Origin of the sequence: Streptomyces sp. NPDC127114, assembly GCF_042677525.1 — a bacterium.
Lineage (GTDB): Bacteria > Actinomycetota > Actinomycetes > Streptomycetales > Streptomycetaceae > Streptomyces.
In genome coordinates, this window is sequence record NZ_JBHXTJ010000036.1 from 24,057 (window position 1) to 47,148 (window position 23,092).

The following is a 23,092-nucleotide window of genomic DNA, read 5'->3' on the forward strand; positions in this document are numbered from 1 at the left end:
GGTCAGCCCCTGGTGATCGGCTCCTGGATCTCCGCGACCCAGCCGGCGGGATCCTCCGGGCACTCCAGGTACAGCTCCCGGGCGTAGCCGGCGGAGCGGTAGCCGTTGGTGTCGATCCAGGAGGCCAGGGTCTGCACGGTCGGGAGGATCCCGTCCGTGGAGCCGCGGTGGACGATGGTGGCGGCCTCCTCGATGCCCGGCAGGACGTGCACCAGCACGCCCTCCGCGGCCGTCCCCTCGGGGACGGTCATCCCGGCGTGCACGACGACCGACCCGTCGCCCGTGCCCGCGTCCTCGTAGTAGGCGATGCCCGGGCCGAACCCGGTGACGCCCGCCGCCTCCAGGCGGCCGCACAGCTCCTCGTACAGCGGGCCGACGACCGGGCCGATGTCCTTCGGCCCGAAGCTGCCGGCGGTGCCGCTGAGCTCGGCGATCCGGACGGCGGGGATCTTCTTGACGACGACGTCCTGCGTGGACATGCGTCCCTCGCTCTCGATGGCTCGGAGCCGCGCACCGACCTGGGCGAGCCGGGCCCGCGCCTCCTCCAGGGCCGTCTCCAGCTCGGCCTGGCGCAGGCGCAGCATTCCGCGCAGCTCGTCCGCGCCGATCTCGTCGTCGAGGATGGCCGCCACCTGTTCGAGGGTGAAGCCGAGGTCCTTGAGCGCGATGACGCGGTTGAGCCGGGCGAGCTGGTCCGCGGAGTAGAAGCGGTAGCCGCTGTGCGGGTCGACGTGGGCCGGGCGCAGCAGTCCGATGGCGTCGTAGTGACGCAGCATGCGGACCGACACCCGCCCGTGCCGGGCGAAGTCTCCGATGGCGAACATGACGTCTCCTACGGAACGGCCTCACACCGTGTCAGGGTCAACCGGTCAGGCGGCGCTGCTCAGCGAGAGCTTCACGGCGAAGCCGAGGAAGAGCGCGCCGGCGGCGGAGGTCGCTCCCGCAGAGAGGCGCCTGCGACGGCGGAAGGCGGCGGCGAGGCGGGTGCCGCCGAATATGAGCGTCGTCAGGTAGAGGAAGCTGCCGAGCTGCAGCAGGGTGCCGAGGACCAGGAAGGACAGCGCCGGGTAGGCGTAGGACGGGTCCACGAACTGCACGAAGAAGGAGATCAGGAAGAGGATCGCCTTGGGGTTGAACAGGCTGATGACCAGGGCGCGGCGGTAGGGGCGCTCCACCGGACCCGCGGTGCCCTCGGCGGCCGGCTCGTCCGCGACGGCCTGGCCGCGGGTGCGCCACGTCTCGCGGGCGGCGCGCAGCATCCCGTAGGCCATCCAGGCCAGGTAGCCCGCGCCCGCGTACTTGACGATCATGAAGAGCAGCGGGGTGGTCTGGAGCAGCGAGGCCGCGCCGAGGGCGGCCAGGGTCATCAGGACCGTGTCGCCGGTGAACACGCCGGCGGCGGCCTTGTATCCGGTCCTGGTGCCCTTGCGGGCGGCGACGGACAGCACGTACAGCGAGTTCGGCCCCGGGAGGAGGATGATGAGGACGAGCCCGGCGAGATAGGTCGGCAGATCGGTGACACCCAGCATGGAGCGGAGTGTCGCACGTGGGTACGACACTCCGCTCCGGTGTTTCGCATCGCGGAAGATCGGAAGGCGGGCGGCGGGGACGTCAGAAGGCGTCGGTGGGGACGTAGGTGCCCCAGACCTGGCGCAGCGCGTCGCAGACCTCGCCGACCGTGGCCCGCGCCCTGAGCGCCGTCTTCATCGGGTAGAGGACGTTCTCCGTGCCCTCCGCCGCCTTCCTCAACTCCGCGAGCGCCGTGTCCACGGCCGCCTGGTCGCGCTCGGCGCGCAGCCTCGCGAGCCGTTCGGCCTGCTGGGCCTCGATCGCCGGGTCGACCCGCAGCGGCTCGTAGGGCTCCTCGACGTCGAGGGTGAAGCGGTTGACGCCGACGACGACCCGCTCGCCGGAGTCGGTCTCCTGCGCGATGCGGTAGGCGGAGCGCTCGATCTCGTTCTTCTGGAAGCCGCGCTCGATCGCGCTGACGGCACCGCCGAGGTCCTCGACCTTCCGCATGAGCTCCAGGGCCGCGGCCTCGACGTCGTCGGTCATCTTCTCCACGACGTACGAGCCGGCGAACGGGTCGACGGTCGCGGTGACGTCGGTCTCGTACGCGAGGACCTGCTGCGTGCGCAGCGCGAGCCGGGCGGACTTGTCCGTCGGCAGGGCGATGGCCTCGTCGAAGGAGTTGGTGTGCAGCGACTGGGTGCCGCCGAGGACGGCCGCGAGGCCCTGGACCGCGACCCGGACCAGGTTGACCTCGGGCTGCTGGGCGGTGAGCTGCACGCCGGCGGTCTGGGTGTGGAAGCGGAGCATCAGCGACCTGGGATCCCTGGCCCCGAACTCCTCCTTCATCACCCGTGCCCAGATCCGGCGGGCCGCCCGGAACTTGGCGACCTCCTCGAGGATCGTCGTGCGCGCGACGAAGAAGAAGGAGAGCCGTGGCGCGAAGTCGTCGACGTCCATGCCGGCGTCGAGCGCGGTGCGGACGTACTCGATGCCGTCGGCGAGGGTGAAGGCGATCTCCTGCGCGGGCGAGGCGCCCGCCTCCGCCATGTGGTAGCCGGAGATCGAGATGGTGTTCCACTTCGGGATCTCGGCCCTGCAGTACTTGAAGATGTCGGCGGTCAGACGCAGGGAGGGCTTGGGCGGGAAGATGTACGTGCCGCGGGCGATGTACTCCTTCAGCACGTCGTTCTGGATGGTGCCGATCAGCCGTTCCGCGGGGACGCCCTGCTCCTCGCCGACGAGCTGGTAGAGCAGGAGCAGCAGCGCGGCCGGGGCGTTGATCGTCATCGACGTGGACACCTTGTCCAGCGGGATCCCGTCGAAGAGGACCCGCATGTCGTCGAGCGAGTCGACGGCCACGCCCACCTTGCCGACCTCGCCGTGCGAGATGGGCTCGTCGGAGTCGTGGCCCATCTGGGTCGGCAGGTCGAAGGCGACCGAAAGGCCCGTGGTCCCGTTCGCGATGAGCTGCTTGTAGCGGGCGTTGGACTCGACGGCCGTGCCGAAGCCGGCGTACTGGCGCATCGTCCACGGCCGGCCGGTGTACATCGACGGGTACACGCCACGGGTGAAGGGGTACGCGCCGGGCTCGCCCAGCTTCTCGGCCGGGTCCCAGCCCTCCAGGGCCTCCGGCCCGTAGACCGGCTCCACGGGCAGCCCCGACTCGGACTCGCGCGCCATGTGCTGTGCCTCCCGATCGACGTCGTGCTCGTTCCCAGCATGCCCGTCTCTTTTCGGTCACGTGCGCAACCACTCGGGCGCGGGAAGCATCACTTCGTACACACGTCATTCTTCCCGGGGGGCTCCGATGAAGCGTTCGTCATCCGTCATACGCAGAGCAGTGCTGGCCGCCGCGGCCGTCGCGCTCGCCGCCGGCTGTACGGCCCAGGCGGCGGGCTCCGGTTCCGGCGGGGGCACGGGCGGTACGGCGACGCCGTCGGCCGGCACCACGGCTCCCCCGGCGACGCCCTCGTCCGACGACAAGCCGTCGGCCACGCCCACGACGGAGAAGCCGAAGCCCAAGGTCCTGATGGACGACGGCGACGAGAACGAGCAGGTGCGCGAGCTCCAGGCGCGGCTGCGCCAGATCGGCTACTTCGACCGGGCGCCCACCGGCTTCTACGGGACGATGACGGCGGGTGCGGTGAAGGCCTTCCAGAAGAAGCGGGAGCTGCCGCAGACCGGCACGGTGGACGAGGTCACCTGGCAGCGGCTGCTCGCCATGACGCACAAGCCGACGGCCGACGAGCTGAAGCCGTCCACCACCAACAAGCTGGACACGCCCGACCCGCGCTGCATGACCGGGCGGGTGCTGTGCATCAGCAAGGAGAGCCGGACGCTGGCCTGGATGATCGACGGCAAGGTCGTGTCGTCGCTCGACGTGCGCTTCGGCTCGGAGAACACCCCGACCCGCGAGGGCGAGTTCAAGGTGGAGTGGAAGGCCCGCGACTGGACGTCGACGATCTACCACACGCCGATGCCGTACGCGATGTTCTTCAGCCGTGGCCAGGCGGTCCACTACTCGGCCGACTTCGCGGCCCGCGGCTACAACGGCGGCTCGCACGGCTGCGTGAACGTCCGTGACAAGGCCAGGCTGGCGGTGCTGTTCGACCAGGTGAAGGTGGGCGACAAGGTCGTCGTGCACTGGTGACCGCCGTGTGCGGGAGCCTCGTGCGCCGGACCGTCGTGCGCGGGTGACCCCGTAGGAGAGAGGGCGCGGGTGGGACCGGGGGAACGTGCCCCACCCGCGCCGGTGCGCCGAGCCGAAGGTACGGGGGGAACCCCGGCTCCTTGCGCTCGCCGATGACCAGTCGGCTCATTCAGTACTGCGTCGCGGGGTCGAAAAGTGTCACACCCCCGTCGGCGCCGTGAACGTCAGCGGTCCCTGCCGTGCGTTCCGCCGCCCGTTCCGCCCGTTCCGCCGTGCGTCCCGCCGCCCGCCGCGCCGGTCTTCCCGCCGTCGCGGTCGCGGTTCTTCCCGTGGTCCCGGTCGCCTCGGTCGCTCTTGTCGTCGCCGTCGGCGCTGCCCGAGTCGGAATCGCCGGAGCCGCCGCTGCCCGAGCCGCCGCCGGAGGACGTCCGCCCGGCGGTGGGCTTGGGCGTGGCGGTGGCCGTGGCCGGCGCGCCGGAGAGGATCCGGTCGCAGTAGCGCTTGACGGTCTCGCCGCTCCTGAGCGCGTTCGTGAGCCGGTCGCGGCCGCTGTCCGCCAGCCGGCCGGCGCGGTAGTCCTGGCAGGCCTGGATCACCTTGGCACGCTCGTCGCCGTCCGGCGTGCGACCGTCGGCGGTCTCACCGGGCGTGGCCGTGGCGCCGTCGTGACCGCCGGCTCCCGCCGAGGCGGTGCCGGGGCCGTCCGTGGCGCCGGGAGTGGCGGTCTGCCCGTCCCGGTCGGTCGGGACACCGGGGACCTGCGTGCCGGCGCCGCCGCTCGGCGAGCCGGAGGTGCCGGGGCCGGCGGACTCGCCGGGCGGTGTGGTGCCGACGGACACGACCGACTTCCCGGGCTTCGGGTCGGTGGTCAGCGGCAGCATGCCGGTACCCGCCGCGACGGCTACTCCGCCGACCGTGACGGCGGCGACCGCGGCCGCCAGGCCGTAGCGCAGGGAGCGTCCCCAGCGGCGGCCGGTGAACACGGGCGCGATCCGGACGCGGCCGAGATCGGTGGCGGCCTGGCCGGCGTATCCCGGTGCGGCGGCAGCGGCCGCACGCTCGGCGGCCGCCTTGCGGAAGGCGGCGAGCGCGGCGGCCTCGCCGGGGAGTTCCCCGTCGGGTCCCGCGAGCGCGCCGAGGGCGGGGGTGCGGGCCGTGTCGAGGACCCGCGCGAGGAGTTCGGCCTGCGCGCGGGAGGCGTCGTCGACGGGGTCGACCGGCTCGCCGCGCAGCAGCCGCTCCGCGGCCTCCTGGTCGAGCCACTGGTACCGCTCGTCGGCCATCACATGTCCTTCTGCGTCCGCGCGCGCGATTGCGTCACACCGCCGGGGGCGCCGGCCCCGGGGCGGGGGCCGCGCTGCGGAGGGACGCCGTCCAGCGGGGCGGTGTCGTCGGCACCGGCCGTGCCGAGGAGTTCGGCGAGTTTCTTGAGGCCGCGGTGTGCGGCGGTGCGGACGGCGCCGGGGCGCTTGCCGAGGGTGTCGGCAGCGCTCTTGGCGTCGAGTCCGACGACGACCCGCAGGACGACGGCCTCGGCCTGGTCCTGCGGCAGTTGGGCGATGAGGTGCATGGTGCGGCCGGTGGCCAGGGCTTCCAGGGCCTCGTCCGCGGTGTCGGAGTCGGCGGGCTTGTCGGTGAGCTCGGTCTCGTCGCCGCCCACGGCGGGGCGGCGGCCGCGCATCCGGATGTGGTCCAGGGCGCGGTTGCGGGCGATGCGGGCGGCCCAGCCGCGGAACCGGTCCGCGTCGCCGTCGAAGCGGTCGAGGTCGCGGGCGATCTGCAGCCAGCTCTCGGAAGCCACGTCCTCCGCGTCGGCCTCGCCGACGAGGGTGCGTATGTAACCGAGCAGCCGCGGGTGCACCGCGCGGTAGACGGTACGGAAGGCGTGCTCGTCGCCCTCCTGCGCGGCGAGCACTGCGGCTGTCAGCTCCGCGTCGTCCCCCAGCACTCCCCACACCTGTCCGTCGTCGCGCTCATCGCGGCTGGTCGTCACCGCCACGCCGCCCGGGCGCAGCAGAACGCTACGTCCTTTTCGGGCGCCGCGTCCACGCGGGTCCGGTTCTTTGTGCAACTCGCAACTTCGAGGTGTGACAGAAAACGCATGCCCGGCGCTGTTAGGAGTACGGGGCCGTGCTGCGGCTCCGCGGACGACGACCGGGGCCTCTCCTGTGGGGGGTGGCGGCCCCGGTCGTCTTCCTTTCACCTGCGGTTACGGGCGCCCATGAGGGCGCCTTTTCTTTTGCCCGCGACCGCGCCCGCGCGACTGCGCCCATCGCCTTCGCCCTCGGACCCACCCGACTGTCAACCGACCGTTGACACTCCACGGGTGTCAACCTAAGGTTGCCTCATGACGAATCCTCTCGGCACGAGCAACCCCGTGCGACTCGACGACCTGATCGAAGCGATCAAGAAGTCCCACTCGGACGCCCTCGACCAGCTGTCCGGCGCGGTCATCGCGGCGGACCACCTCGGCGAGGTCGCCGACCACCTCATCGGCCACTTCGTGGACCAGGCACGGCGGGCCGGCGCCTCCTGGACCGACATCGGCAAGAGCATGGGCGTCACCCGGCAGGCCGCCCAGAAGCGGTTCGTCCCCAAGGACGACAAGGAGGCGGACGCGGCGAAGATGGACCCGAACGCCGGCTTCAGCCGGTTCACGCCCCGGGCCCGCAACGTCGTGGTCGCCGCGCAGAACGAGGCCTCCGCCGCCCGCAACGACAAGACGGTCCCGGCCCACCTGACCCTCGGCCTGCTGGCCGAGCCGGAGGGGCTCGCGGGCCACTGGATCGCCGGCCAGGGCGTCACCCCGGAGCGGCTCCGCGAGGCGGTCACGGCCACGCTGCCGCCGGCCGTCGAGGAGGTGCCCGCGCTCATCCCGTACGACGCGGACGCCAAGAAGGTCCTGGAGCTCACCTTCCGGGAGGCGCTGCGGCTCGGCCACAACTACGTGGGCACCGAGCACATCCTGCTCGCGCTCCTGGAGTTCGAGGACGGCAAGGGCGTGCTCGCGGGCCTCGGCCTCGACAAGGCCAGGGCCGAGCGGGAGATCTCCGAGGCGATCGGTTCGCTGGCGATCGCGGACACCGAGCCGGAGGCCTGACCGGCGTACGGCCCGGGCGCTGCACCGGGCCGTACGACCCGGAATCGCACCGGCGGCAGGTCGTACCGGTGCCAGGTCGCGCCGGCGCCGGATCGCACCGGTGCCGTGCGGCTCAGGCGGTGCGCGCCCGGCGCGAGACGACCGCGCGCAGGACGCGCCCGCCCTCGGTCGAGAGGTCGCGGGCGCGGCGCAGTCCGGTCGGCCCGTGCGCCACGGCCTCCAGGACGGCCTGCTGGCGCCGGAGCTCGCCCGCGTACAGCGGGCCCGCGTCGGTGGCGTCGTGGTGGGCGTGCGCGGTGAGCGCCGCCTCGGAACAGCGCCGGGCCCACTCCCGCAGCGGCTCCCCGGCCCAGTCGGCGGGCGCGCCGTCGAGCATCCCGCGCACCAGGGCGGCGGCCTCGTCACCGGCCCCGGAGTCCGCGCCGTCGAGTGCGACCCGGGCCTTGGCGACGGCCTCGCCCCAGGCACCGCCGTCCCCGCGGGCGACGGCGGCCCAGACGGGCCGAAGGACGTCCGCACCGTCGGGCGCGAGCAGCGGCAGACACCGGTCGAGGCAGGCGAGTCCGGCGGCCGCGAGGCCCCGCTCGTCGGCGCGGTCGATCAGTTCCTGCAGGCTCGTGCTCGTCACGGACGTCATGGACGCCTCCTCGCCAGCTATGCGGAAGCAGTACTTCCACTACTGCGCCGCCCGGCGCGTTTTCGTCACTGCGCGGCCGGAATCATGCCAGTGGTCTTCGGGCCCTGCATAGAGGTCGGTCGGAGGACGAGGACGCTCGCGAGGACGGCCACGAGGGCGTTCAGCAGGTCGGCCGCGGCCAGCAGACCGGAGCCGGTGACCAGTCCCGCCACGGTGTCGGCGGAGACGTACGCCCAGGTGCCACCCGCCGTCACCAGCGCCACGACCCCGAGCCCGGCCCACCAGCCGGCCCCGGCCCGGCGGCGGCGCAGCAGGACGACCAGGAACACCGCCGTGACCGGCATCAGCAGGCACTGGAGCGCGCCCGCGGCCGCCAGGTCCAGGTCGCCGAAGCCCGCGGGATCGGGGTGGTCGGCGAGCGGACCGAGGAACAGGCCGCGCACGCTCCACGCGGCCGCGGCGGCGAGGGCGTCGACGACGGCGGTGACGGCGAGCAGGGTGGCGACGGCGTACGTGAGACCGTCACGGTCAGGGTTCATGGTGCGGGCCCCCACGGGCGCGGGCGCCCCACTCGGGCGCCGGACACGGGGAACGTACGGGCGACGCGGCGGCCGCCACCTCGGCGCGGGTACTCAGATGCGTCTGAGTACCCGCCGGCCGGGACGTCCGCAGGACGTCGGCGCCGCCCGCGCCCCGGCGCACGCGCCTCAGCAGACCCGCCGGCGCACCGTCGCAGCGCACGCGCCTCAGCAGACCCGCCGGCGCACCGTCGCAGCGCACGCGCCTCAGCCCACCCGCCGGCGCACCGTCGCAGCGCACGCGCCCCAGGACACCCTCCCGCGCATCGCCGCAGCGCACGCGCCTCAGCGCACGCGTCCCGCCAGCGCCTGGAAGGCAGCCCAGCCGAGTGCCGGTTTCCTGGCGTCCCACAGCTTCTGGGCGGTGGCCGCCAGCGGCATCCGGATGCCGGCCGCCACCTGCGCCTGGGTCTGGGCGTTCGGGAGGTCGCCCCAGACGGCGAAGCTGCCGCCGAGGATCTGGGGGTCGTAGCGGGCGGGCACCGGGGTGCTGCCGCGCAGGACGAGCGGCGTCCACTGCTCGTAGATGAGGCGCCCGGTCGGGTACACGAACTGGTTCGGCTGACCGAGCACGTAGTAGAGGTACTTGTCGTTGTAGTTGATCACCTTGCGGCCGGCGCTCAGATACGAGACGGGCGTCCTGGCCCCGATCTCCTTGCCCGTCCAGTAGGCGACCTGGAGGTCCTTGTCGGCGCTCGTGACGCCGCCGGTGAAGAAGCCGTCGTTCCAGACGCGCATGGCCTTGCCGGTCGGACGGACCACGGCCGCGCGGTCGTTCAGCCAGCCGGTCGCCAGGTCCTGGACCCGGCCCGAAGCCCCGTACTTCGCGGTCGCGGCACGCGCCAGCTGCGGATACGTGGCCTCGGGGTTCTTCACCATCAGGGCCACGTACTCGTCGCCGCCCAGGTGCCAGAAGGCACCGGGGAACAGCCCGGCGTACTCGCGGAGCAGCTCGTCCACGATCTTCGCCGAGGCGGGCTTCGAGATGTCGACGGCGCCGCGCGGGGTGCGGCCGCTCACGCTGACGAGCTGCAGCTCGGGGTGCGCGGCGATGACCGCGCCCAAGTGCCCCGGCGAGTCGATCTCGGGGACGACCGTGATGTGCAGGCTCGCGGCGAGGTCCACGATCCGCCGCACCTCGGCCTTGCTGAGGTGCCGCTGGGAGACCACCTCGGGGTGGCTGTCGGAGGCGATGCGGAAGCCCTGGTCGTCCGAGAAGTGCAGACCGAGCTGGTTGAGCTTGAGGTCGGCCATCTCCCGCAGCCGGCCCTCGATCCAGTCGGCGGAGTAGTACTTGCGGGCGATGTCGACCATCAGTCCGCGCTGCGGCTTGGCCGGGGCGTCGGTGACCACGCCCTCCGGCATCGCGCCGCTGGACCTGACGGACTGTTTGAGGGTGCGGGTGCCGTAGAAGACCCCGGCCTGGTCGGGCCCGGTGATGCGGACCCCGCCGCCCTGGACGGTGAGGGTGTACGACTCGGCGCCGCCCGCCCCGCCGAGGGCGAGGCTGACGTCACCGGGCCCGGCGGCGGCGGTGCCCCGGTACGGGACGCGCAGCTCGGCGGCGATCAGCCGGGCCTCGTCGGCCAGCGCGAACTCGTCCTTCTCGGCGACCACGACGGCGGTGTCCCGGCCCGGCTTCCAGCCGGGGCCGCGGGCCGCCCGGTGGGCGACGACGGCGGGGACGACCTGCGGCGCCTTCGACAGCGGGTACGTCCGCGTCGGCGTCGGACTCGGCGGCGGGCTCGGCGGCGGGCTGCTCACGGCCGGGCCGGCCGGGCTGGACGCGCCGCTCGCGGCGGTGCTGCCGGTGCCGTCCGGCGGCCCGGCGGAGGATCCGTTCGAACAGGCCGCCACGGTGGCCAGTGCCACCGCGGCCGCCACGAGTGCGGGCCCCCGGCGGGGCCCTCGTATGGAGTACCGCATCACCCGGAATCCTCCCTCACCACGCGAATCACGGCATCCCGGGGTCTTCCGGCCCCTCCGCCCACCCCGCCGACACTGTCGACCTTCTCGACGAAACCCACTCGTCCAGGTGAAATTCGCGCATCCGTCGGACACTTCCCCCTTCCCGCCGATAGCGTGGCGTCACATCCTCCCCATCGTTCTCCCCGACACCTCCACGTCTCGCTCCCGGAGTCCCCGCTGACCAGCGACACCCACGCCGCCCCCTGCCGGACGCCGGTCTCCCCCGCCATACCTGCCCAGCAGGGCACCGGCCGGCACCTCACCGGGCTCGTGCGCTTCAACGCGGACCCGCCCGGCGCGGCCGAGGCACTGCTGCTCGACTGCTGCGGCAGCCGCCGCTGGGCCGAACGGGTGGCCGCGCACCGGCCCTACCCGACCCTCGACGCGCTGCTCGCCGCCGCCGACGAGGCCGGGTACGACCTGTCGGGTCCGGATCTGGACGAGGCGCTGTCGCGCGAGACCTCGTCGCTGCCGCACCCGGACGCGCCGCCGGCCGCCCGCACCGCGCTCGGCGCCGCCCTCGCCGCGTACGAGAGCAGCTTCGGCCATGCCTTCGTGATCAGCCTGGACGGCGTCCCGGCGGGCGAGCGGCTCGACCAGGTGCTCGCGGGCATCCGGTCACGCCTCGGCAACGAAAGCGAGGAGGAACGGGCGATCGCGGCCGAGGAACTGCGCCGGCTGGCCCGTACCCGGCTCACGCGTTCGATCACCGCGCGGTGAGTTCGCCCGGAATGCGGCGATCCAGGGTCGGACGATAGCCCGTCCGTGCCTGTTTGATCACACCTATGGACCCCGCGCGAGCGAACCGACAAGTCGTCGCTACGATGACCGGGGCCGGTGGACCGTACCCGGCCGGGCCAGACCGACAGAGAAGCCGGCCGGCCCTGATCCCCGCTCCCGGAGGGTTTTTCCGTGCCGGCTGGAACGCTGTACCGCGGCCGGGAAGGAATGTGGTCCTGGGTGGCTCACCGAGTCACCGGCGTCCTCATCTTCTTCTTCCTGTTCGTACACGTGCTGGACACCGCTCTCGTCCGCGTCTCCCCCGAGGCGTACGACGAGGTCGTCGCGACCTACAAGACGCCGATCGTCGCTCTGCTCGAGTACGGCCTCGTCGCTGCCATCCTCTTCCACGCGCTCAACGGCCTCCGGGTCATCGCCGTGGACTTCTGGTCCAAGGGCCCGCGCTACCAGAAGCAGATGCTCTGGACCGTCGTGGGCATCTGGGTCGTGCTGATGGCGGGCTCCCTTTACCCCGTCCTCGGCCACGCCGCACGTGAACTGTTCGGGAGCTGACGCACATGTCCGCTGACACCTCTACCGCGATCGGCCCCGTCGAAGGCGCCGGCTACGACGTGGACAACCCGGCCCCGTACATCGAGGCCCCCCGCAAGCGCACGGGCAAGACCCCGCGGGCGACCCGAGGCAACTTCGAGATGGCCGCGTGGCTCTTCATGCGCCTCTCGGGTGTCGTCCTCGTCGTCCTGGTCCTCGGCCACCTGCTGATCCAGCTCTTCCTGGACGGCGGCGTCTCCAAGATCGGCTTCGCCTTCGTGGCCGGCCGCTGGGCGTCCCCGTTCTGGCAGGTCTGGGACCTGCTGATGCTGTGGCTCGCGATGCTGCACGGCGCCAACGGCCTCCGCACGGTCATCAACGACTACGCGGAGCGCGCCAACACGCGCCTGTGGCTCAAGGGCCTGCTGTACACCGCCACGGTGTTCACCATCCTTCTGGGCACGCTGGTGATCTTCACCTTCGACCCGAACATCCGCTAGGCACGGGGCTGAGGTAACCACGTCATGAAGTTCCACAAGTACGACACCGTCATCGTCGGCGCCGGCGGCGCCGGCATGCGCGCCGCCATCGAGGCGACGAAGCGCAGCCGCACCGCCGTGCTGACGAAGCTGTACCCGACCCGCTCCCACACGGGCGCCGCGCAGGGCGGCATGGCCGCCGCGCTGGCCAACGTGGAGGAGGACAACTGGGAGTGGCACACCTTCGACACGGTCAAGGGCGGTGACTACCTGGTCGACCAGGACGCCGCCGAGATCCTGGCGAAGGAGGCCATCGACGCCGTCCTCGACCTGGAGAAGATGGGTCTGCCGTTCAACCGGACCCCGAACGGCACCATCGACCAGCGCCGCTTCGGCGGTCACTCCCGCAACCACGGCGAGGCCCCGGTCCGCCGGTCCTGCTACGCCGCGGACCGCACCGGTCACATGATCCTCCAGACGCTGTACCAGAACTGCGTCAAGGAGGGCGTGGAGTTCTTCAACGAGTTCTACGTCCTGGACCAGCTGATCACCGAGGTCGACGGCATCAAGAAGTCGGCCGGTGTGGTCGCCTACGAGCTGGCCACCGGCGAGATCCACGTCTTCCAGGCGAAGGCGGTCATCTACGCGTCCGGCGGCACCGGCAAGTTCTTCAAGGTGACCTCCAACGCCCACACCCTGACCGGTGACGGCCAGGCCGCGTGCTACCGCCGCGGTCTGCCGCTGGAGGACATGGAGTTCTTCCAGTTCCACCCGACGGGCATCTGGCGCATGGGCATCCTCCTGACGGAGGGCGCCCGTGGTGAGGGCGGCATCCTCCGCAACAAGGACGGCGAGCGCTTCATGGAGAAGTACGCGCCGGTCATGAAGGACCTCGCGTCCCGTGACGTCGTCTCCCGCTCCATCTACACGGAGATCCGCGAGGGCCGCGGCTGCGGTCCCGAGGGCGACCACGTCTACCTGGACCTGACGCACCTCCCGCCGGAGCAGCTGGACGCCAAGCTCCCGGACATCACCGAGTTCGCCCGTACGTACCTCGGCATCGAGCCGTACACGGACCCGATCCCGATCCAGCCCACCGCGCACTACGCCATGGGCGGCATCCCGACCAACGTCGAGGGTGAGGTCCTCTCGGACAACACCACCGTCGTCCCGGGTCTGTACGCGGCCGGCGAGGTCGCCTGTGTCTCCGTGCACGGCGCCAACCGCCTCGGCACCAACTCCCTGCTCGACATCAACGTCTTCGGCAAGCGCTCGGGCATCGCCGCCGCCGAGTACGCCGCCAAGAACGACTACGTCGAGCTGCCGGAGAACCCGGAGGCCTTCGTCGTCGAGCAGATCGAGAACCTTCGCAACTCCACGGGCAACGAGCGGGTCGCCGACCTGCGCCGTGAGCTCCAGGAGACGATGGACGCGAACGTGATGGTGTTCCGTACGGAGCAGACCATCAAGACGGCCGTCGAGAAGATCGCCGAGCTGCGCGAGCGCTACAAGAACGTGTCCATCCAGGACAAGGGCAAGCGCTTCAACACGGACCTCCTGGAGGCCATCGAGCTGGGCAACCTGCTCGAGCTGGCCGAGGTCATGGCCGTCTCGGCCCTGGCGCGCAAGGAGTCCCGCGGCGGTCACTACCGCGAGGACTACCCGAACCGCGACGACGTCAACTTCATGCGCCACACCATGGCGTACCGCGAGGTCGGCGAGGACGGCTCCGAGACCGTCCGTCTCGACTACAAGCCGGTCGTCCAGACCCGCTACCAGCCGATGGAGCGTAAGTACTGATGGCTACCCCCGTTCTGGACAAGGTGGAGAAGGACTCCGCCGCGTCCCCGTACATCACGGTCACCTTCCGGATCCGCCGCTACAACCCCGAGGTGTCGGACGCGGCGGTCTGGGAGGACTTCCAGATCGAGATCGACCCGAAGGAGCGCGTGCTCGACGGTCTCCACAAGATCAAGTGGGACCTGGACGGCACGCTGACCTTCCGCCGCTCCTGCGCGCACGGCATCTGCGGCTCGGACGCGATGCGGATCAACGGCAAGAACCGCCTTGCCTGCAAGACGCTGATCAAGGACATCAACCCCGAGAAGCCGATCACCGTCGAGGCCATCAAGGGCCTCACGGTGATGAAGGACCTCGTGGTCGACATGGAGCCCTTCTTCCAGGCGTACCGGGACGTCATGCCGTTCCTGGTCACCAAGGGCAACGAGCCGACCCGCGAGCGGCTGCAGTCGGCGGAGGACCGCGAGCGCTTCGACGACACGACGAAGTGCATCCTCTGCGCGGCCTGCACCTCCTCCTGCCCGGTCTTCTGGAACGACGGCCAGTACTTCGGTCCGGCCGCGATCGTCAACGCGCACCGCTTCATCTTCGACTCGCGTGACGAGGCCGGCGAGCAGCGCCTGGAGATCCTGAACGACAAGGACGGCGTGTGGCGTTGCCGCACGACGTTCAACTGCACGGACGCCTGCCCGCGTGGCATCGAGATCACGAAGGCGATCCAGGAAGTGAAGCGCGCGCTCATCACCCGCCGCTTCTGACACCAGGTCACTACGGGGAAGCCCGCTTCTGTACGCTGCGACGTGCAGGAGCGGGCTTTTTCGTGTGCGCGCACGAGTGTGGGTATGGAGGACGGGGACTGATGAGCGAGCCGAACCCTTACAAGTCGGACGACTCGGGCAACTACGAGTGGGGGCCGGGCCAGCAGGCGGGGACGCCGGCTTACGGCTACCCGCAGACGCCGCCCGCCTACCAGCCCACCCTGCCGGGCGGCGTCCCGGTGCCGCCGCAGCACGCGCCGGTGCCGGCCATGCCGATGGCGGGCGGGGCCCCGCTGCTGAGCCTCGGTGACATCACCGTGGTCGGCGACCAGATCATCACGCCGGCCGGGGCGATGCCGCTCAAGGGGGCGGTGTGGAACGCGATGGACATGTCACGGACCGAGGAGAAGATCCCGACGGTCGCGATCGTGCTCGCGATCATCTTCTTCGTGCTGTGTCTGCTGGGCCTGTTGTTCCTGCTGATGAAGGAGAAGCAGACCACCGGCTTCATCCAGGTCACGGTGACGAGCGGCGGCAAGCACCACTCGACGATGATCCCGGCGACCGGTCCGGACACCATCCACTGGGTGATGGGGCAGCTGAACTACGCGCGGTCGCTGAGCGTCTGAGCGGGTCTCAGGGTTGTCCTGAGGGCCTTTCCGGCCTTCCTCAGGGTTGTTCGTCAGGGGTGGACCAGGGTGGTCCCCGATGGTCCGGAGGGTCGGTCCGGCGGGAACCTTGATCCATGACGAACTCGTGGACGATCAAGACGCGTTGGACGACGGCTGCGGCGGTGGCTGCCCTGGTGGTGGCGGGTGCGGCCGTGCCGGCGGGCGCGGCGGCGGCCCCTTCTCCGGCAGCGCCGACGGCGGTGGCGCAGGCCACGGTGGCGCCGGCCGCCGGCCGGGTCGATCCCGCGGCCCTGCGGAAGGCGCTCGCCGGACTGCCCGACGACTACGTGCGGGGCGCCATGGTGAAGGTGACCGGGCGGGACGGGCGGTGGAGCGGGACGGCCGGCGAGTGGACCGCGCCGGCCGAGGCCGAGTTCGCCATAGGCAGCGTCACCAAGCTGTTCACCTCCGCCGTGGTCCTCCAGCTCGTCGGCGAGGGCCGGCTGTCGCTCGACGACACGGTCCAGGAGGTGCTGCCCGGCCTGCTGCCGGACTCCTACGCCCCGATCACCGTGGGGCAGCTCCTCAGTCACACCAGCGGGCTGCAGAAGCCCACATGCGTCCGTCCTGGGACGCCGGTGGAGGTCGTCAGGTCCGCGGTCTCCTGCGGGACTCCGGGCGCCCCGGGGAGCGCCGTCCAGTACAACGGCATCAACTACTTCGTCCTCGGCCTGGTGGTCGAGAAGGTGACCGGCCGGACGTACGCGGAGGAGCTGAACGACCGGGTGCTGCGCCCGCTCGGCCTGCGGCACACCCGGCTGCCCGCCGACGACTGGGCCTGGGCGGAGGGCGGGCTCGTGTCCGACGCCACCGATCTGCGCCGCTTCACGACCGCGCTGATACGCGGCGGACTGCTGCGCCCGGCCGAGCGGCGGCTGCTGTTCGCGATGCCGGACGTGCCGGGGGCCGCCTTCAGTTACGGCGGGCTGACCCGTGTCGAGCTGAAGGACGGGACGGTGGTCTGGGGCAAGACGGGCTCGAACCACGGTTACGCGAGCGGGGTGTTCGCCACGGCGGACCTGGACCGGGTCCTCGTCTACTCCACACTGCCGACCGGCAAGAACGCGGACCAGGAGGTCGCGCGGGTCCGGAGGATAGCCGACGCCGCGTTCGGCGGCGTGACGCGCTAGGGGTGTCTCGCGGGCGCGGGGCCACGGCCCGCCGGCGGGCGCTAGCCGTGCCAGTGCGGGACCGTGGGGTCCTCCTCGGCGGCGAGCATGATGCGGCGGAGCAGGTCGTTGAGGGTGGCGCGCTCCTCGGGGTCGAGGACGCCGAGGAGGCGGTATTCCTCGTGGCCGAGGACGTCCATGGCGCCGAGCCAGGTCTCGTGTCCCGACTCGGTGAGTTCGACGATCACGCGGCGGCGGTCGGTCGTGGACTGGGTACGGCGGACGAAGCCGCGCCTCTCCAGGGCGTCGAGGCGGCCGGTGACGGAGGCCGGGGCGAGGTCGAGGTCCTGGGCGAGTTCGGAGGGCGCGGCGCTGCCGCCGCGGCCCGCGAGCTTGTGGAGCGTGTCGAACTCGTGGCGTTCGAGGTCGAAGTCGACGAGGGACTGCTCCCGGACCCGGCGGAAGTAGACGGAGAGCTTCTTCATCCGGGTGACCGCGCCCTCGACGACCGGGTCGAGGCCGGGCAGGACGGGCTGCCAGCGGGCGACGTGCTCGTCGGTCCAGTCGCGCCGGGGCGCGGGAGAGCCCTGCGGCGCGGGTTCGCCCGACCGCTCGGCGCTCGGCTGCTCCGCGCCGGGGTCCTCTGCGCTCGGTTGCTCGGTCGGTGCCATGGGGCGATCGTACGTCGGCGCGCGGGCGCAGCACGGGAGAAGTATTTCGTTGACGAATTATTCGGTATCGAAATACTCTGCGGCGCATGCCTGCCACCGCCCTCGACCGGCCGCCCCTCCTCCATCCCCTGCGCACCCGCTCCTTCCGGCTGCTCTTCGCCGGGCGCGCGCTCTCCCTCCTCGGCGACGCCGTCATCCCGGCCGCCCTCGCCCTCGCCGTCCTGAAGGCGACCGGCTCCACCTCGGCCCTCGCGCTCGTGCTCGCCTGCTCGATGGTGCCCAAGCTGCTCCTGCTGCCGCTCGGCGGTGTGGTGGGCGACCGGTTCGACGCCAGGACGGTCGCCCTGACCATGGACCTGGTCCGATGTGTCACCCAGCTCGTCGTCGGCATCCAGCTGTTGGGCGGCACCCCGTCCCTCGCGGTCATCGCGGTCGTCGAGGTGCTCGGCGGCGCGGCGGGCGCCTTCGCGATGCCCACGGCCGCGCCGCTGGTCAAGGGCACGGTTCCGGCGGAGGCCCTGCAGCGGGCGAACGCGGCGATGGCCGTGGCGTACAGCGGGAGCCGGGTCGGCGGTCCGGCGCTCGCGGGGACGCTGATCGTGACCGTGGGACCCGGCTGGGCCTTCGTCCTGGACGCCGCCAGCTTCGCGGTCAGTGCCGCGCTGCTGTGCGCCGTACGGGTCGAGCGGGTGGTGGCGCCGCCGCGCCGGTCGGTGCTCGCCGACCTCAAGGAGGGCTGGCGGGAGGTCCGCACCCGTGACTGGTACTGGACGAGCCTCGTCGGGCACAGCGCCTGGAACGGCGCCGCCGCCGTCCTGATGACGCTCGGCCCCGCGCTCGCCCTCGACCGGCTGGGCGGCGACCTCGCCTGGGCGGGCCTGCTCCAGGTGGGGGCGATCGGGCTGCTCGCCGGTTCGCTGGCCGCCGACCGGATCCGCCCCCGGCGCCCGATCCTCGCCGCCAACCTGGGCCTCGCCCTGTACGCGCTGCCGCTGCTGCTCCTGGCGGTCCACGCGCCGGGCCCGGCGGTCTTCGCCGCGTACGGGCTCGCACAGGCGGGGCTCGGGTTCCTCACGCCGGTCTGGGAGACCGCGGTGCAGAGAGCCGTACCAGAACACGCGCTCGCGCGCGTGACCTCGTACGACTGGCTGCTCTCCTTCGCGGCGATGCCGCTGGGCTACGCCCTGGCCCCCCTCGCCGCCTCGGCCTGGGGGCCGGAGCTCCCGCTGGTGGCCGCGGCAGTGACGGTGGCGGCGTGCTGCCTCGGGACGGCACTGGTGCCGGGCGTGCGGAGCTTCAGGAGCGGCTGACGGCGGGGCGGGGAGGACCGCCGGGCGGGGCCACAGGCGACGGGTGACCTCCGGTCCGGGCGCGGCCCCCGGCCGGGCGCGGTCTCAGGCGGCCGGTGGACTTAGGCCCGCGCGCGGCGCCATGCGGTCGGCGGCCCCGGGCGCCCGGGCGCGGCCTCAGGCGGCGGGTGTGCCGAGGAGGTCGCGGGAGCCCAGGAAGTCGAGGAGCAGCTTCGCGGTCTCCTCCGGGTGCTCCACGGCGGGCAGATGACCGGCCCGGTCGAGCTCGATGCGGCGCACGTCCGGGAAGAGCCGGGCGAGCCGGTCACCGATCGCGCGGAAGTCCGGCACGTCGTGGGCCCCGGTGGCGACGAGCACCGGGACGCCGATCGCGGCGAGGTCGGCGTCGGTCACCTCGACGTCTCCGGGCGCGAACTCGTCGGGCGCCGGCAGCTGGAGCTCGAAGGCGCGGGTCTGCATGCGGCGGACGAGCTCGCGGGCGTCGGCGTCCGCGTCCGGGCCGAGCCAGAAGTCGACGTTGAGGTCGGCCGCGGCGGCGATGTCGCCGTCCACGAGCAGCGCCCGCTCGCGCGTGAAGAACTCGCGCAGCTCCGGCCCGGCCTCGTGGCCCGGGGCGGCGGCGCAGAGCAGGGCGAGGGCGGTGGTGCGGCCGGGGTGGCGGACGGTGAACTCCAGGGCCACCTCCCCGCCGAAGGAGGAGCCGACGAGCGCGGCGCGTTCGACGCCGAGGTGGTCGAGCAGCTCACGTATGTCGTCGGCGTGGACGTGCGGGCGGTCGATCGGGCTGTCGCCGAAGCCCCGGAGGTCGCACCGCACCACCCGGCGTCCGGCCTCGGCGAGGGCGTGGAACTGTCCGTCCCACATGCGCCGGTCGCAGACGCCGGAGTGGAGCAGGAGCACGGTGGAGGGGCCGTCGCCGGCCACATCGTGAGCAAGTGTCATGGGCCTGACCCTAGATCCCCGGAGACCCGCCCCACCAGGGGTTTCCCCGGGATCACCGATCGCGGCTTGAACACGTTCAAAGAGAGGTCTACAGTCATGCCTGTCAGCTTTGAACGCGTTCAAGGGAGCGTGGGGCATGGACCTCACTGTCGTCGCGTACGTCGTCTACCTGCTCGTCAGTGTCGGGCTCACCATCTGGGTCGCCCGCACCCTCAGCCGCAACGGAAAGGTCTTCCTCTCCGACGTCCTGCACGGGAACGAGAAGCTCGCGGACGCCGTCAACCACCTGCTCGTCGTCGGGTTCTACCTCGTCAACTTCGGCTTCGTCGCCCTCTATCTGAGCCAGGACGAGGCCGTCCCCGACGCACGCGGGCTCTTCGAGGCCCTCTCCGTCAAGCTCGGCGTCGTCCTGCTCGTCCTCGGCGTGCTGCACCTCGCCAACGTCTACGTCCTCAACAAGATCCGCCGCCGGGGCGTCATGGAGCGCCGCCAGGTCCCGCCCGTGCCGCCGCAGGGCTGGATGGGCCCCGGCAAGGGCGGCCCCAACGGCCCGCAGGGCCCCGGCCCCTGGGCGGCCCCCGCGACCGGCGCCTGACGCCCCGCCCGGCCGGCAGCACCCGTGGACCCGAACGCGCCCGTGCGGCGCCTGACCGTCCTGTACGACGCGGACTGTCCGCTCTGCGTCCACCTGAGGCACTGGCTGCTCCGACAGCCGCAGCTGGTGCCCCTGGACCTGGTCCCGGCCGGCTCCCGGGAGGCGCGGCAGCGCTTCCCGGACCTCGACCACGCGTCCACCCTGCGCGAGATCACCGTCGTCGGCGACGGCGGCCAGATCTACCGCTCCACCGCCGCCTGGATCGTCTGCCTCTGGGCCCTGGCCGAGCACCGGCCCCGGGCCCACTGGCTGGCCACACCCGCCGGGCAGCCGTTCGCCCGGGCCACCGTCCTCGCCGCCGCCAAGTGGCGCGAGGCGCTGAAGTCCGGCCGCGGAGAGGGTCCTGACGAAGGCGGCGAGCACGCCGGCACCGGCTGCGCCGACGGACGGTGCGAGACTCACAGCTCGTCCGGCTAGGCTCAGGTCCCGTGGAGGACGCGAGGGAAGAGATGGAAGAGAAGCAGGGCAGGGCCGCCAAGGCGCCCAAGAGCGAGCAGACCCGCGCGCTCATCCTGGAGACCGCGCTCCGGCTGTTCAAGGAGCGCGGCTACGACAAGACGACCATGCGGGCCATCGCCCAGGAGGCCGGGGTCTCCGTCGGCAACGCGTACTACTACTTCTCCTCCAAGGAGCACCTCGTCCAGGGCTTCTACGACCGGATCGCCGAGGAGCACCAGGCGGCCGTCGAGCCGATCCTGGAGGGCGGCGAGAAGGACCTGACGGCCCGGATCCGCGGGGTGCTCCTCGCCTGGCTCGACATCGCCGAGCCGTACCACGAGTTCGCGTCCCAGTTCTTCAAGAACGCCGCCGACCCGGACAGCCCGCTCAGCCCCTTCTCCCCCGAGTCGGAGGGCCCGCGGGAGGCGGCGATCGAGGTCCACCGGCGGGTCATCCGCGGGGCCGCGGTCAAGGTCGACAAGGAACTGGCCGAGCCGCTGCCGCGGCTGCTCTGGCTCCAGCAGATGGGCCTGGTGCTGTTCTGGGTGTACGACCGCTCCGAGGACGCCGCCAACAGCCGCCGCCTCGTGGAGCGCCTCGCCCCGGTCACGGCCCGGGCCATCTCGCTGTCCCGCTTCCGGATCCTGCGCCCCCTGGTCACGGACGTCCACGACGTCCTGTCCGACTTCATGCCGACCGCGGCGGGAATGGCGGCCTCCGGCAAGCCGAAGCGGGCCGGCCGGAAGTCCTAGGGACCCACCGGAAAAGGACCGAGGACCTGAGCGTCCGGAGCTCCCGGGGGCCAGGCCCTCGGGAGCGGGCCCTCGGAGCAGGCCCCTAGGGCCCTTCCGGCCTGATCCGCCGGACAGGCCCTAGATCCACCCGAGTTCCCACAGGCGCCACACGCCCGTGCCGTCCGACAGGTACTGCGAGCCGGCGACCTGGTCCGTGGCCAGCACGTAGTCCTTCTTCTGCCACAGCGGCACCAGCGGCACGTCCTTGGCGACCTCGCTCTGGATGTCCTTGAAGTCGTCGCTGGCCCGCGCCCGGTCGCTGTACTGCTGCGACGCGGCGATCAGCGAGTCGACCGTCTTGCTGGAGTACCCGTTGTGCAGCGCGTTGCCGGTGCCGACGAGGGGCGCGGCGAAGTTGTCGGAGTCCGGGAAGTCGGGGAACCAGCCGATCGGGTAGGCGTCGAACTTGCCCTGCGCGTAAGCCTTCTGGAAGGCCTTCCAGTCCACCGACTCGACCTCGACCTCGAACAGCCCGCTCTGCTCCAGCTGCTTCTTGATCTCGGCGGCCTCGGCGGCGTACGTGGCGTCCGCGCGGTGGCCGAGGGTGAACTTCACCGGGACGTCGACGTCCGCGTCCTTCAGCAGGCGCTTGGCGACGGCCGCGCTGGGCTCCGGGTAGGCGTCGTAGAAGGCGGTGCTGTGACCGACGAAGCCCTGGGGGACGAGGGAGTACAGCGGCTCGACCGTGCCCTGGTAGGGGCCGGTGGTGATGGCCGGGCGGTCGAGGACGGCGGCGACGGCCTTCCGTACCGCCTTGTCCGCCATCACCGAGCCGGACCGGAGGTTGAAGTTGAGATTGCGGATCTCGGCGGTCGCCACCTCGGTGATCCGGGTTCCGTCGCCGGACGCCTCCTTCAACGAGTTGATGAAGGCGGGCGGCATCTGCCGGTGCGTCACGTCCACCTGCTTCGCCTTCCAGGCGGCGGCGAGCTCCTCCGACTCCTTGAAGTACTTCACGACGACCGTGCGACCGGCCTTGGAGACCGCGCCCCGGTAGCTCGGATTGGGCTCGAAGCGGGCGAGCTCGCCCGGCCTGTACTCCTTGAGGATGTACGGCCCCGAGCCGTCAACCGCCGTGCCCTCGCGCAGCCTCTTCGCCGGGTACAGGGTGCGGTCGACGATCGAGCCGGCGCCCGTCGCGAGCTTCAGCGGGAACGTGGCGTCACGGCCGCCGAGGTGGAAGGTGACCTTCTGGCCGTCCGCCTCGACGTTCTTCAGGGTCGGAAAGAGGGGCGCCGGGCCGACGTCCGTCTTGATGGCGAGAATGCGTTCGACGGAGTACTTGACGTCCTCACCGGTGATCTTGCGACCGTTGGAGAAGGTGAGGTCGTCGCGCAGCGTGCACTCGTACGTGGTCAGCTTGTTGCCGACGAAACGGCAGCTCTCGGCGGCGTCCGGAACCGGCGTGGTGAAGCCGGGCTTGAAGGTCAGCAGCGACTGGAAGACGTTGCTGTACATCGCCCAGGAACCGGCGTCATAGGCCCCGGCCGGGTCCAGCGAGGTCACCTCGTCCGTGGTGCCGACGGAGATCGGATCCGTCCGTACGTCGTCGGAGGGCAGCAGCTGCCAGCCTCCGATCCCGGCGACCACCAGAACCCCGCAAGTGATCAGAATTCGCAGACGGACCGTCGACCGCATGAGTCGTGTTTCCTTCATCGGATCCCCACCCCTGTCGCGGCGGAAAACGGCCAGCCGCGATGGGCGTCATCCCATCACACGAATTTCACTGGTGGAAGAGTAAACCTTCA

At 71.8% G+C, this 23,092-nt stretch carries 24 protein-coding genes; 13 read left to right on the forward strand and 11 right to left on the reverse strand.

Annotation, left to right across the window (positions count from 1 at the left end; translation table 11 throughout):
• Positions 1-2: 2 nt before the first annotated feature.
• The 3 genes from ACFVGS_RS28565 to ACFVGS_RS28575 all read right to left on the reverse strand — a co-directional run bounded on the left by ACFVGS_RS28565 (position 3) and on the right by ACFVGS_RS28575 (position 3,192).
• Positions 3-824, reverse strand: a complete 822-nt coding sequence (locus tag ACFVGS_RS28565; RefSeq protein ID WP_385694440.1) for a MerR family transcriptional regulator — start codon at positions 822-824, stop codon at positions 3-5.
• Between the two features lie 45 nt (positions 825-869).
• Positions 870-1,529 carry a leucine efflux protein LeuE gene (gene leuE / locus ACFVGS_RS28570; RefSeq protein ID WP_384417765.1) on the reverse strand — a complete coding sequence of 220 codons (660 nt, stop codon included), beginning with the start codon at positions 1,527-1,529 and terminating at the stop codon, positions 870-872.
• Between the two features lie 82 nt (positions 1,530-1,611).
• Positions 1,612-3,192, reverse strand: a complete 1,581-nt coding sequence (locus tag ACFVGS_RS28575; RefSeq protein WP_385694443.1) for a methylmalonyl-CoA mutase — start codon at positions 3,190-3,192, stop codon at positions 1,612-1,614.
• 127 nt (positions 3,193-3,319) lie between these two features.
• On the opposite strand from ACFVGS_RS28575, the gene ACFVGS_RS28580 reads away from it, so the two are divergent.
• The gene (locus ACFVGS_RS28580; RefSeq protein ID WP_384417759.1) at positions 3,320-4,162 is read left to right on the forward strand and encodes a peptidoglycan-binding protein; all 843 of its coding nucleotides are present in this window, start codon (positions 3,320-3,322) and stop codon (positions 4,160-4,162) included.
• A gap of 224 nt (positions 4,163-4,386) precedes the next feature.
• Here ACFVGS_RS28580 and ACFVGS_RS28585 read toward each other — a convergent pair whose 3' ends face one another.
• Positions 4,387-5,445 (reverse strand): hypothetical protein, encoded by a 1,059-nt coding sequence (locus ACFVGS_RS28585; protein ID WP_384417756.1) that lies wholly within the window; start codon positions 5,443-5,445, stop codon positions 4,387-4,389.
• Positions 5,445-6,110: an RNA polymerase sigma factor gene (locus tag ACFVGS_RS28590; protein WP_384417851.1), complete on the reverse strand. Its 666-nt coding sequence runs from the start codon at positions 6,108-6,110 to the stop codon at positions 5,445-5,447. The genes ACFVGS_RS28585 and ACFVGS_RS28590 overlap by 1 nt, the downstream gene beginning before the upstream one ends.
• A gap of 399 nt (positions 6,111-6,509) precedes the next feature.
• Here ACFVGS_RS28590 and ACFVGS_RS28595 point away from each other — a divergent pair, with 399 nt between their 5' ends.
• On the forward strand, positions 6,510-7,262 hold the full coding sequence (locus tag ACFVGS_RS28595; protein ID WP_384417753.1) for a Clp protease N-terminal domain-containing protein: 753 nt from the start codon (positions 6,510-6,512) through the stop codon (positions 7,260-7,262).
• A gap of 112 nt (positions 7,263-7,374) precedes the next feature.
• On the opposite strand, the gene ACFVGS_RS28600 is transcribed toward ACFVGS_RS28595, so the two are convergent.
• The 3 genes from ACFVGS_RS28600 to ACFVGS_RS28610 all read right to left on the reverse strand — a co-directional run bounded on the left by ACFVGS_RS28600 (position 7,375) and on the right by ACFVGS_RS28610 (position 10,403).
• Positions 7,375-7,899, reverse strand: coding sequence for a hypothetical protein (locus ACFVGS_RS28600; protein ID WP_385694448.1), 525 nt, complete (start codon positions 7,897-7,899; stop codon positions 7,375-7,377).
• Positions 7,900-7,964: 65 nt separating this feature from the next.
• The gene (locus ACFVGS_RS28605) at positions 7,965-8,438 is read right to left on the reverse strand and encodes a hypothetical protein (RefSeq protein WP_385694450.1); all 474 of its coding nucleotides are present in this window, start codon (positions 8,436-8,438) and stop codon (positions 7,965-7,967) included.
• Between the two features lie 324 nt (positions 8,439-8,762).
• Positions 8,763-10,403, reverse strand: coding sequence for a glycoside hydrolase family 20 protein (locus ACFVGS_RS28610; RefSeq protein ID WP_385694453.1), 1,641 nt, complete (start codon positions 10,401-10,403; stop codon positions 8,763-8,765).
• A 156-nt stretch (positions 10,404-10,559) separates the two neighbouring features.
• Between ACFVGS_RS28610 and ACFVGS_RS28615 the strand changes: the two genes are divergently transcribed.
• From ACFVGS_RS28615 to ACFVGS_RS28645, 7 genes are all read left to right on the forward strand, one after another.
• The gene (locus ACFVGS_RS28615; RefSeq protein ID WP_384417742.1) at positions 10,560-11,165 is read left to right on the forward strand and encodes a 2-oxo-4-hydroxy-4-carboxy-5-ureidoimidazoline decarboxylase; all 606 of its coding nucleotides are present in this window, start codon (positions 10,560-10,562) and stop codon (positions 11,163-11,165) included.
• Between the two features lie 192 nt (positions 11,166-11,357).
• On the forward strand, positions 11,358-11,738 hold the full coding sequence (gene sdhC / locus ACFVGS_RS28620; RefSeq protein ID WP_015035721.1) for a succinate dehydrogenase, cytochrome b556 subunit: 381 nt from the start codon (positions 11,358-11,360) through the stop codon (positions 11,736-11,738).
• A 5-nt stretch (positions 11,739-11,743) separates the two neighbouring features.
• A complete protein-coding gene (locus ACFVGS_RS28625; protein WP_384417739.1) occupies positions 11,744-12,217 on the forward strand; it encodes a succinate dehydrogenase hydrophobic membrane anchor subunit in 474 nt (157 codons plus the stop codon).
• A 24-nt stretch (positions 12,218-12,241) separates the two neighbouring features.
• Positions 12,242-13,996: a succinate dehydrogenase flavoprotein subunit gene (gene sdhA, locus ACFVGS_RS28630; RefSeq protein ID WP_385694456.1), complete on the forward strand. Its 1,755-nt coding sequence runs from the start codon at positions 12,242-12,244 to the stop codon at positions 13,994-13,996.
• A complete protein-coding gene (locus ACFVGS_RS28635) occupies positions 13,996-14,754 on the forward strand; it encodes a succinate dehydrogenase iron-sulfur subunit (RefSeq protein WP_128982423.1) in 759 nt (252 codons plus the stop codon). The genes sdhA and ACFVGS_RS28635 overlap by 1 nt, the downstream gene beginning before the upstream one ends.
• Before the next feature lie 101 nt (positions 14,755-14,855).
• A complete protein-coding gene (locus tag ACFVGS_RS28640) occupies positions 14,856-15,383 on the forward strand; it encodes a hypothetical protein (protein WP_384417733.1) in 528 nt (175 codons plus the stop codon).
• A 116-nt stretch (positions 15,384-15,499) separates the two neighbouring features.
• A complete protein-coding gene (locus tag ACFVGS_RS28645) occupies positions 15,500-16,555 on the forward strand; it encodes a serine hydrolase domain-containing protein (protein WP_385694460.1) in 1,056 nt (351 codons plus the stop codon).
• Positions 16,556-16,596: 41 nt separating this feature from the next.
• On the opposite strand, the gene ACFVGS_RS28650 is transcribed toward ACFVGS_RS28645, so the two are convergent.
• On the reverse strand, positions 16,597-17,205 hold the full coding sequence (locus ACFVGS_RS28650) for a MarR family winged helix-turn-helix transcriptional regulator (RefSeq protein WP_385694461.1): 609 nt from the start codon (positions 17,203-17,205) through the stop codon (positions 16,597-16,599).
• Between the two features lie 86 nt (positions 17,206-17,291).
• Here ACFVGS_RS28650 and ACFVGS_RS28655 point away from each other — a divergent pair, with 86 nt between their 5' ends.
• Positions 17,292-18,515, forward strand: coding sequence for an MFS transporter (locus ACFVGS_RS28655; protein WP_385694464.1), 1,224 nt, complete (start codon positions 17,292-17,294; stop codon positions 18,513-18,515).
• 156 nt (positions 18,516-18,671) lie between these two features.
• On the opposite strand, the gene ACFVGS_RS28660 is transcribed toward ACFVGS_RS28655, so the two are convergent.
• Entirely contained in the window at positions 18,672-19,457 is a 786-nt protein-coding gene (locus tag ACFVGS_RS28660; RefSeq protein WP_385694467.1) for an alpha/beta fold hydrolase, read from the reverse strand.
• Between the two features lie 136 nt (positions 19,458-19,593).
• Between ACFVGS_RS28660 and ACFVGS_RS28665 the strand changes: the two genes are divergently transcribed.
• The 3 genes from ACFVGS_RS28665 to ACFVGS_RS28675 are packed head-to-tail and all read left to right on the forward strand — an operon-like array spanning position 19,594 to position 21,302.
• The gene (locus ACFVGS_RS28665) at positions 19,594-20,052 is read left to right on the forward strand and encodes a hypothetical protein (RefSeq protein WP_384417719.1); all 459 of its coding nucleotides are present in this window, start codon (positions 19,594-19,596) and stop codon (positions 20,050-20,052) included.
• A 24-nt stretch (positions 20,053-20,076) separates the two neighbouring features.
• Complete coding sequence (locus tag ACFVGS_RS28670) at positions 20,077-20,529, forward strand: thiol-disulfide oxidoreductase DCC family protein (RefSeq protein ID WP_384417716.1); 453 nt, start codon at positions 20,077-20,079, stop codon at positions 20,527-20,529.
• A 32-nt stretch (positions 20,530-20,561) separates the two neighbouring features.
• A complete protein-coding gene (locus tag ACFVGS_RS28675) occupies positions 20,562-21,302 on the forward strand; it encodes a TetR/AcrR family transcriptional regulator (RefSeq protein WP_385694470.1) in 741 nt (246 codons plus the stop codon).
• A gap of 120 nt (positions 21,303-21,422) precedes the next feature.
• On the opposite strand, the gene ACFVGS_RS28680 is transcribed toward ACFVGS_RS28675, so the two are convergent.
• Positions 21,423-22,982: an ABC transporter substrate-binding protein gene (locus tag ACFVGS_RS28680; protein ID WP_384417712.1), complete on the reverse strand. Its 1,560-nt coding sequence runs from the start codon at positions 22,980-22,982 to the stop codon at positions 21,423-21,425.
• Positions 22,983-23,092 lie beyond the last annotated feature (110 nt).

What these genes read in the sequence shown, in the direction of transcription:
- ACFVGS_RS28565 (WP_385694440.1), bottom strand. Translation starts at nt 824, where the DNA reads ATGTTCGCCATCGGAGACTTCGCCCGGCACGGGCGGGTGTCGGTCCGC.
- leuE (WP_384417765.1), bottom strand. Translation starts at nt 1,529, where the DNA reads ATGCTGGGTGTCACCGATCTGCCGACCTATCTCGCCGGGCTCGTCCTC.
- ACFVGS_RS28575 (WP_385694443.1), bottom strand. Translation starts at nt 3,192, where the DNA reads ATGGCGCGCGAGTCCGAGTCGGGGCTGCCCGTGGAGCCGGTCTACGGG.
- ACFVGS_RS28580 (WP_384417759.1), top strand. Translation starts at nt 3,320, where the DNA reads ATGAAGCGTTCGTCATCCGTCATACGCAGAGCAGTGCTGGCCGCCGCG.
- ACFVGS_RS28585 (WP_384417756.1), bottom strand. Translation starts at nt 5,445, where the DNA reads ATGGCCGACGAGCGGTACCAGTGGCTCGACCAGGAGGCCGCGGAGCGG.
- ACFVGS_RS28595 (WP_384417753.1), top strand. Translation starts at nt 6,510, where the DNA reads ATGACGAATCCTCTCGGCACGAGCAACCCCGTGCGACTCGACGACCTG.
- ACFVGS_RS28600 (WP_385694448.1), bottom strand. Translation starts at nt 7,899, where the DNA reads ATGACGTCCGTGACGAGCACGAGCCTGCAGGAACTGATCGACCGCGCC.
- ACFVGS_RS28605 (WP_385694450.1), bottom strand. Translation starts at nt 8,438, where the DNA reads ATGAACCCTGACCGTGACGGTCTCACGTACGCCGTCGCCACCCTGCTC.
- ACFVGS_RS28610 (WP_385694453.1), bottom strand. Translation starts at nt 10,403, where the DNA reads ATGCGGTACTCCATACGAGGGCCCCGCCGGGGGCCCGCACTCGTGGCG.
- ACFVGS_RS28625 (WP_384417739.1), top strand. Translation starts at nt 11,744, where the DNA reads ATGTCCGCTGACACCTCTACCGCGATCGGCCCCGTCGAAGGCGCCGGC.
- sdhA (WP_385694456.1), top strand. Translation starts at nt 12,242, where the DNA reads ATGAAGTTCCACAAGTACGACACCGTCATCGTCGGCGCCGGCGGCGCC.
- ACFVGS_RS28635 (WP_128982423.1), top strand. Translation starts at nt 13,996, where the DNA reads ATGGCTACCCCCGTTCTGGACAAGGTGGAGAAGGACTCCGCCGCGTCC.
- ACFVGS_RS28640 (WP_384417733.1), top strand. Translation starts at nt 14,856, where the DNA reads ATGAGCGAGCCGAACCCTTACAAGTCGGACGACTCGGGCAACTACGAG.
- ACFVGS_RS28645 (WP_385694460.1), top strand. Translation starts at nt 15,500, where the DNA reads ATGACGAACTCGTGGACGATCAAGACGCGTTGGACGACGGCTGCGGCG.
- ACFVGS_RS28650 (WP_385694461.1), bottom strand. Translation starts at nt 17,205, where the DNA reads ATGGCACCGACCGAGCAACCGAGCGCAGAGGACCCCGGCGCGGAGCAG.
- ACFVGS_RS28655 (WP_385694464.1), top strand. Translation starts at nt 17,292, where the DNA reads ATGCCTGCCACCGCCCTCGACCGGCCGCCCCTCCTCCATCCCCTGCGC.
- ACFVGS_RS28660 (WP_385694467.1), bottom strand. Translation starts at nt 19,457, where the DNA reads ATGACACTTGCTCACGATGTGGCCGGCGACGGCCCCTCCACCGTGCTC.
- ACFVGS_RS28665 (WP_384417719.1), top strand. Translation starts at nt 19,594, where the DNA reads ATGGACCTCACTGTCGTCGCGTACGTCGTCTACCTGCTCGTCAGTGTC.
- ACFVGS_RS28675 (WP_385694470.1), top strand. Translation starts at nt 20,562, where the DNA reads ATGGAAGAGAAGCAGGGCAGGGCCGCCAAGGCGCCCAAGAGCGAGCAG.
- ACFVGS_RS28680 (WP_384417712.1), bottom strand. Translation starts at nt 22,982, where the DNA reads ATGCGGTCGACGGTCCGTCTGCGAATTCTGATCACTTGCGGGGTTCTG.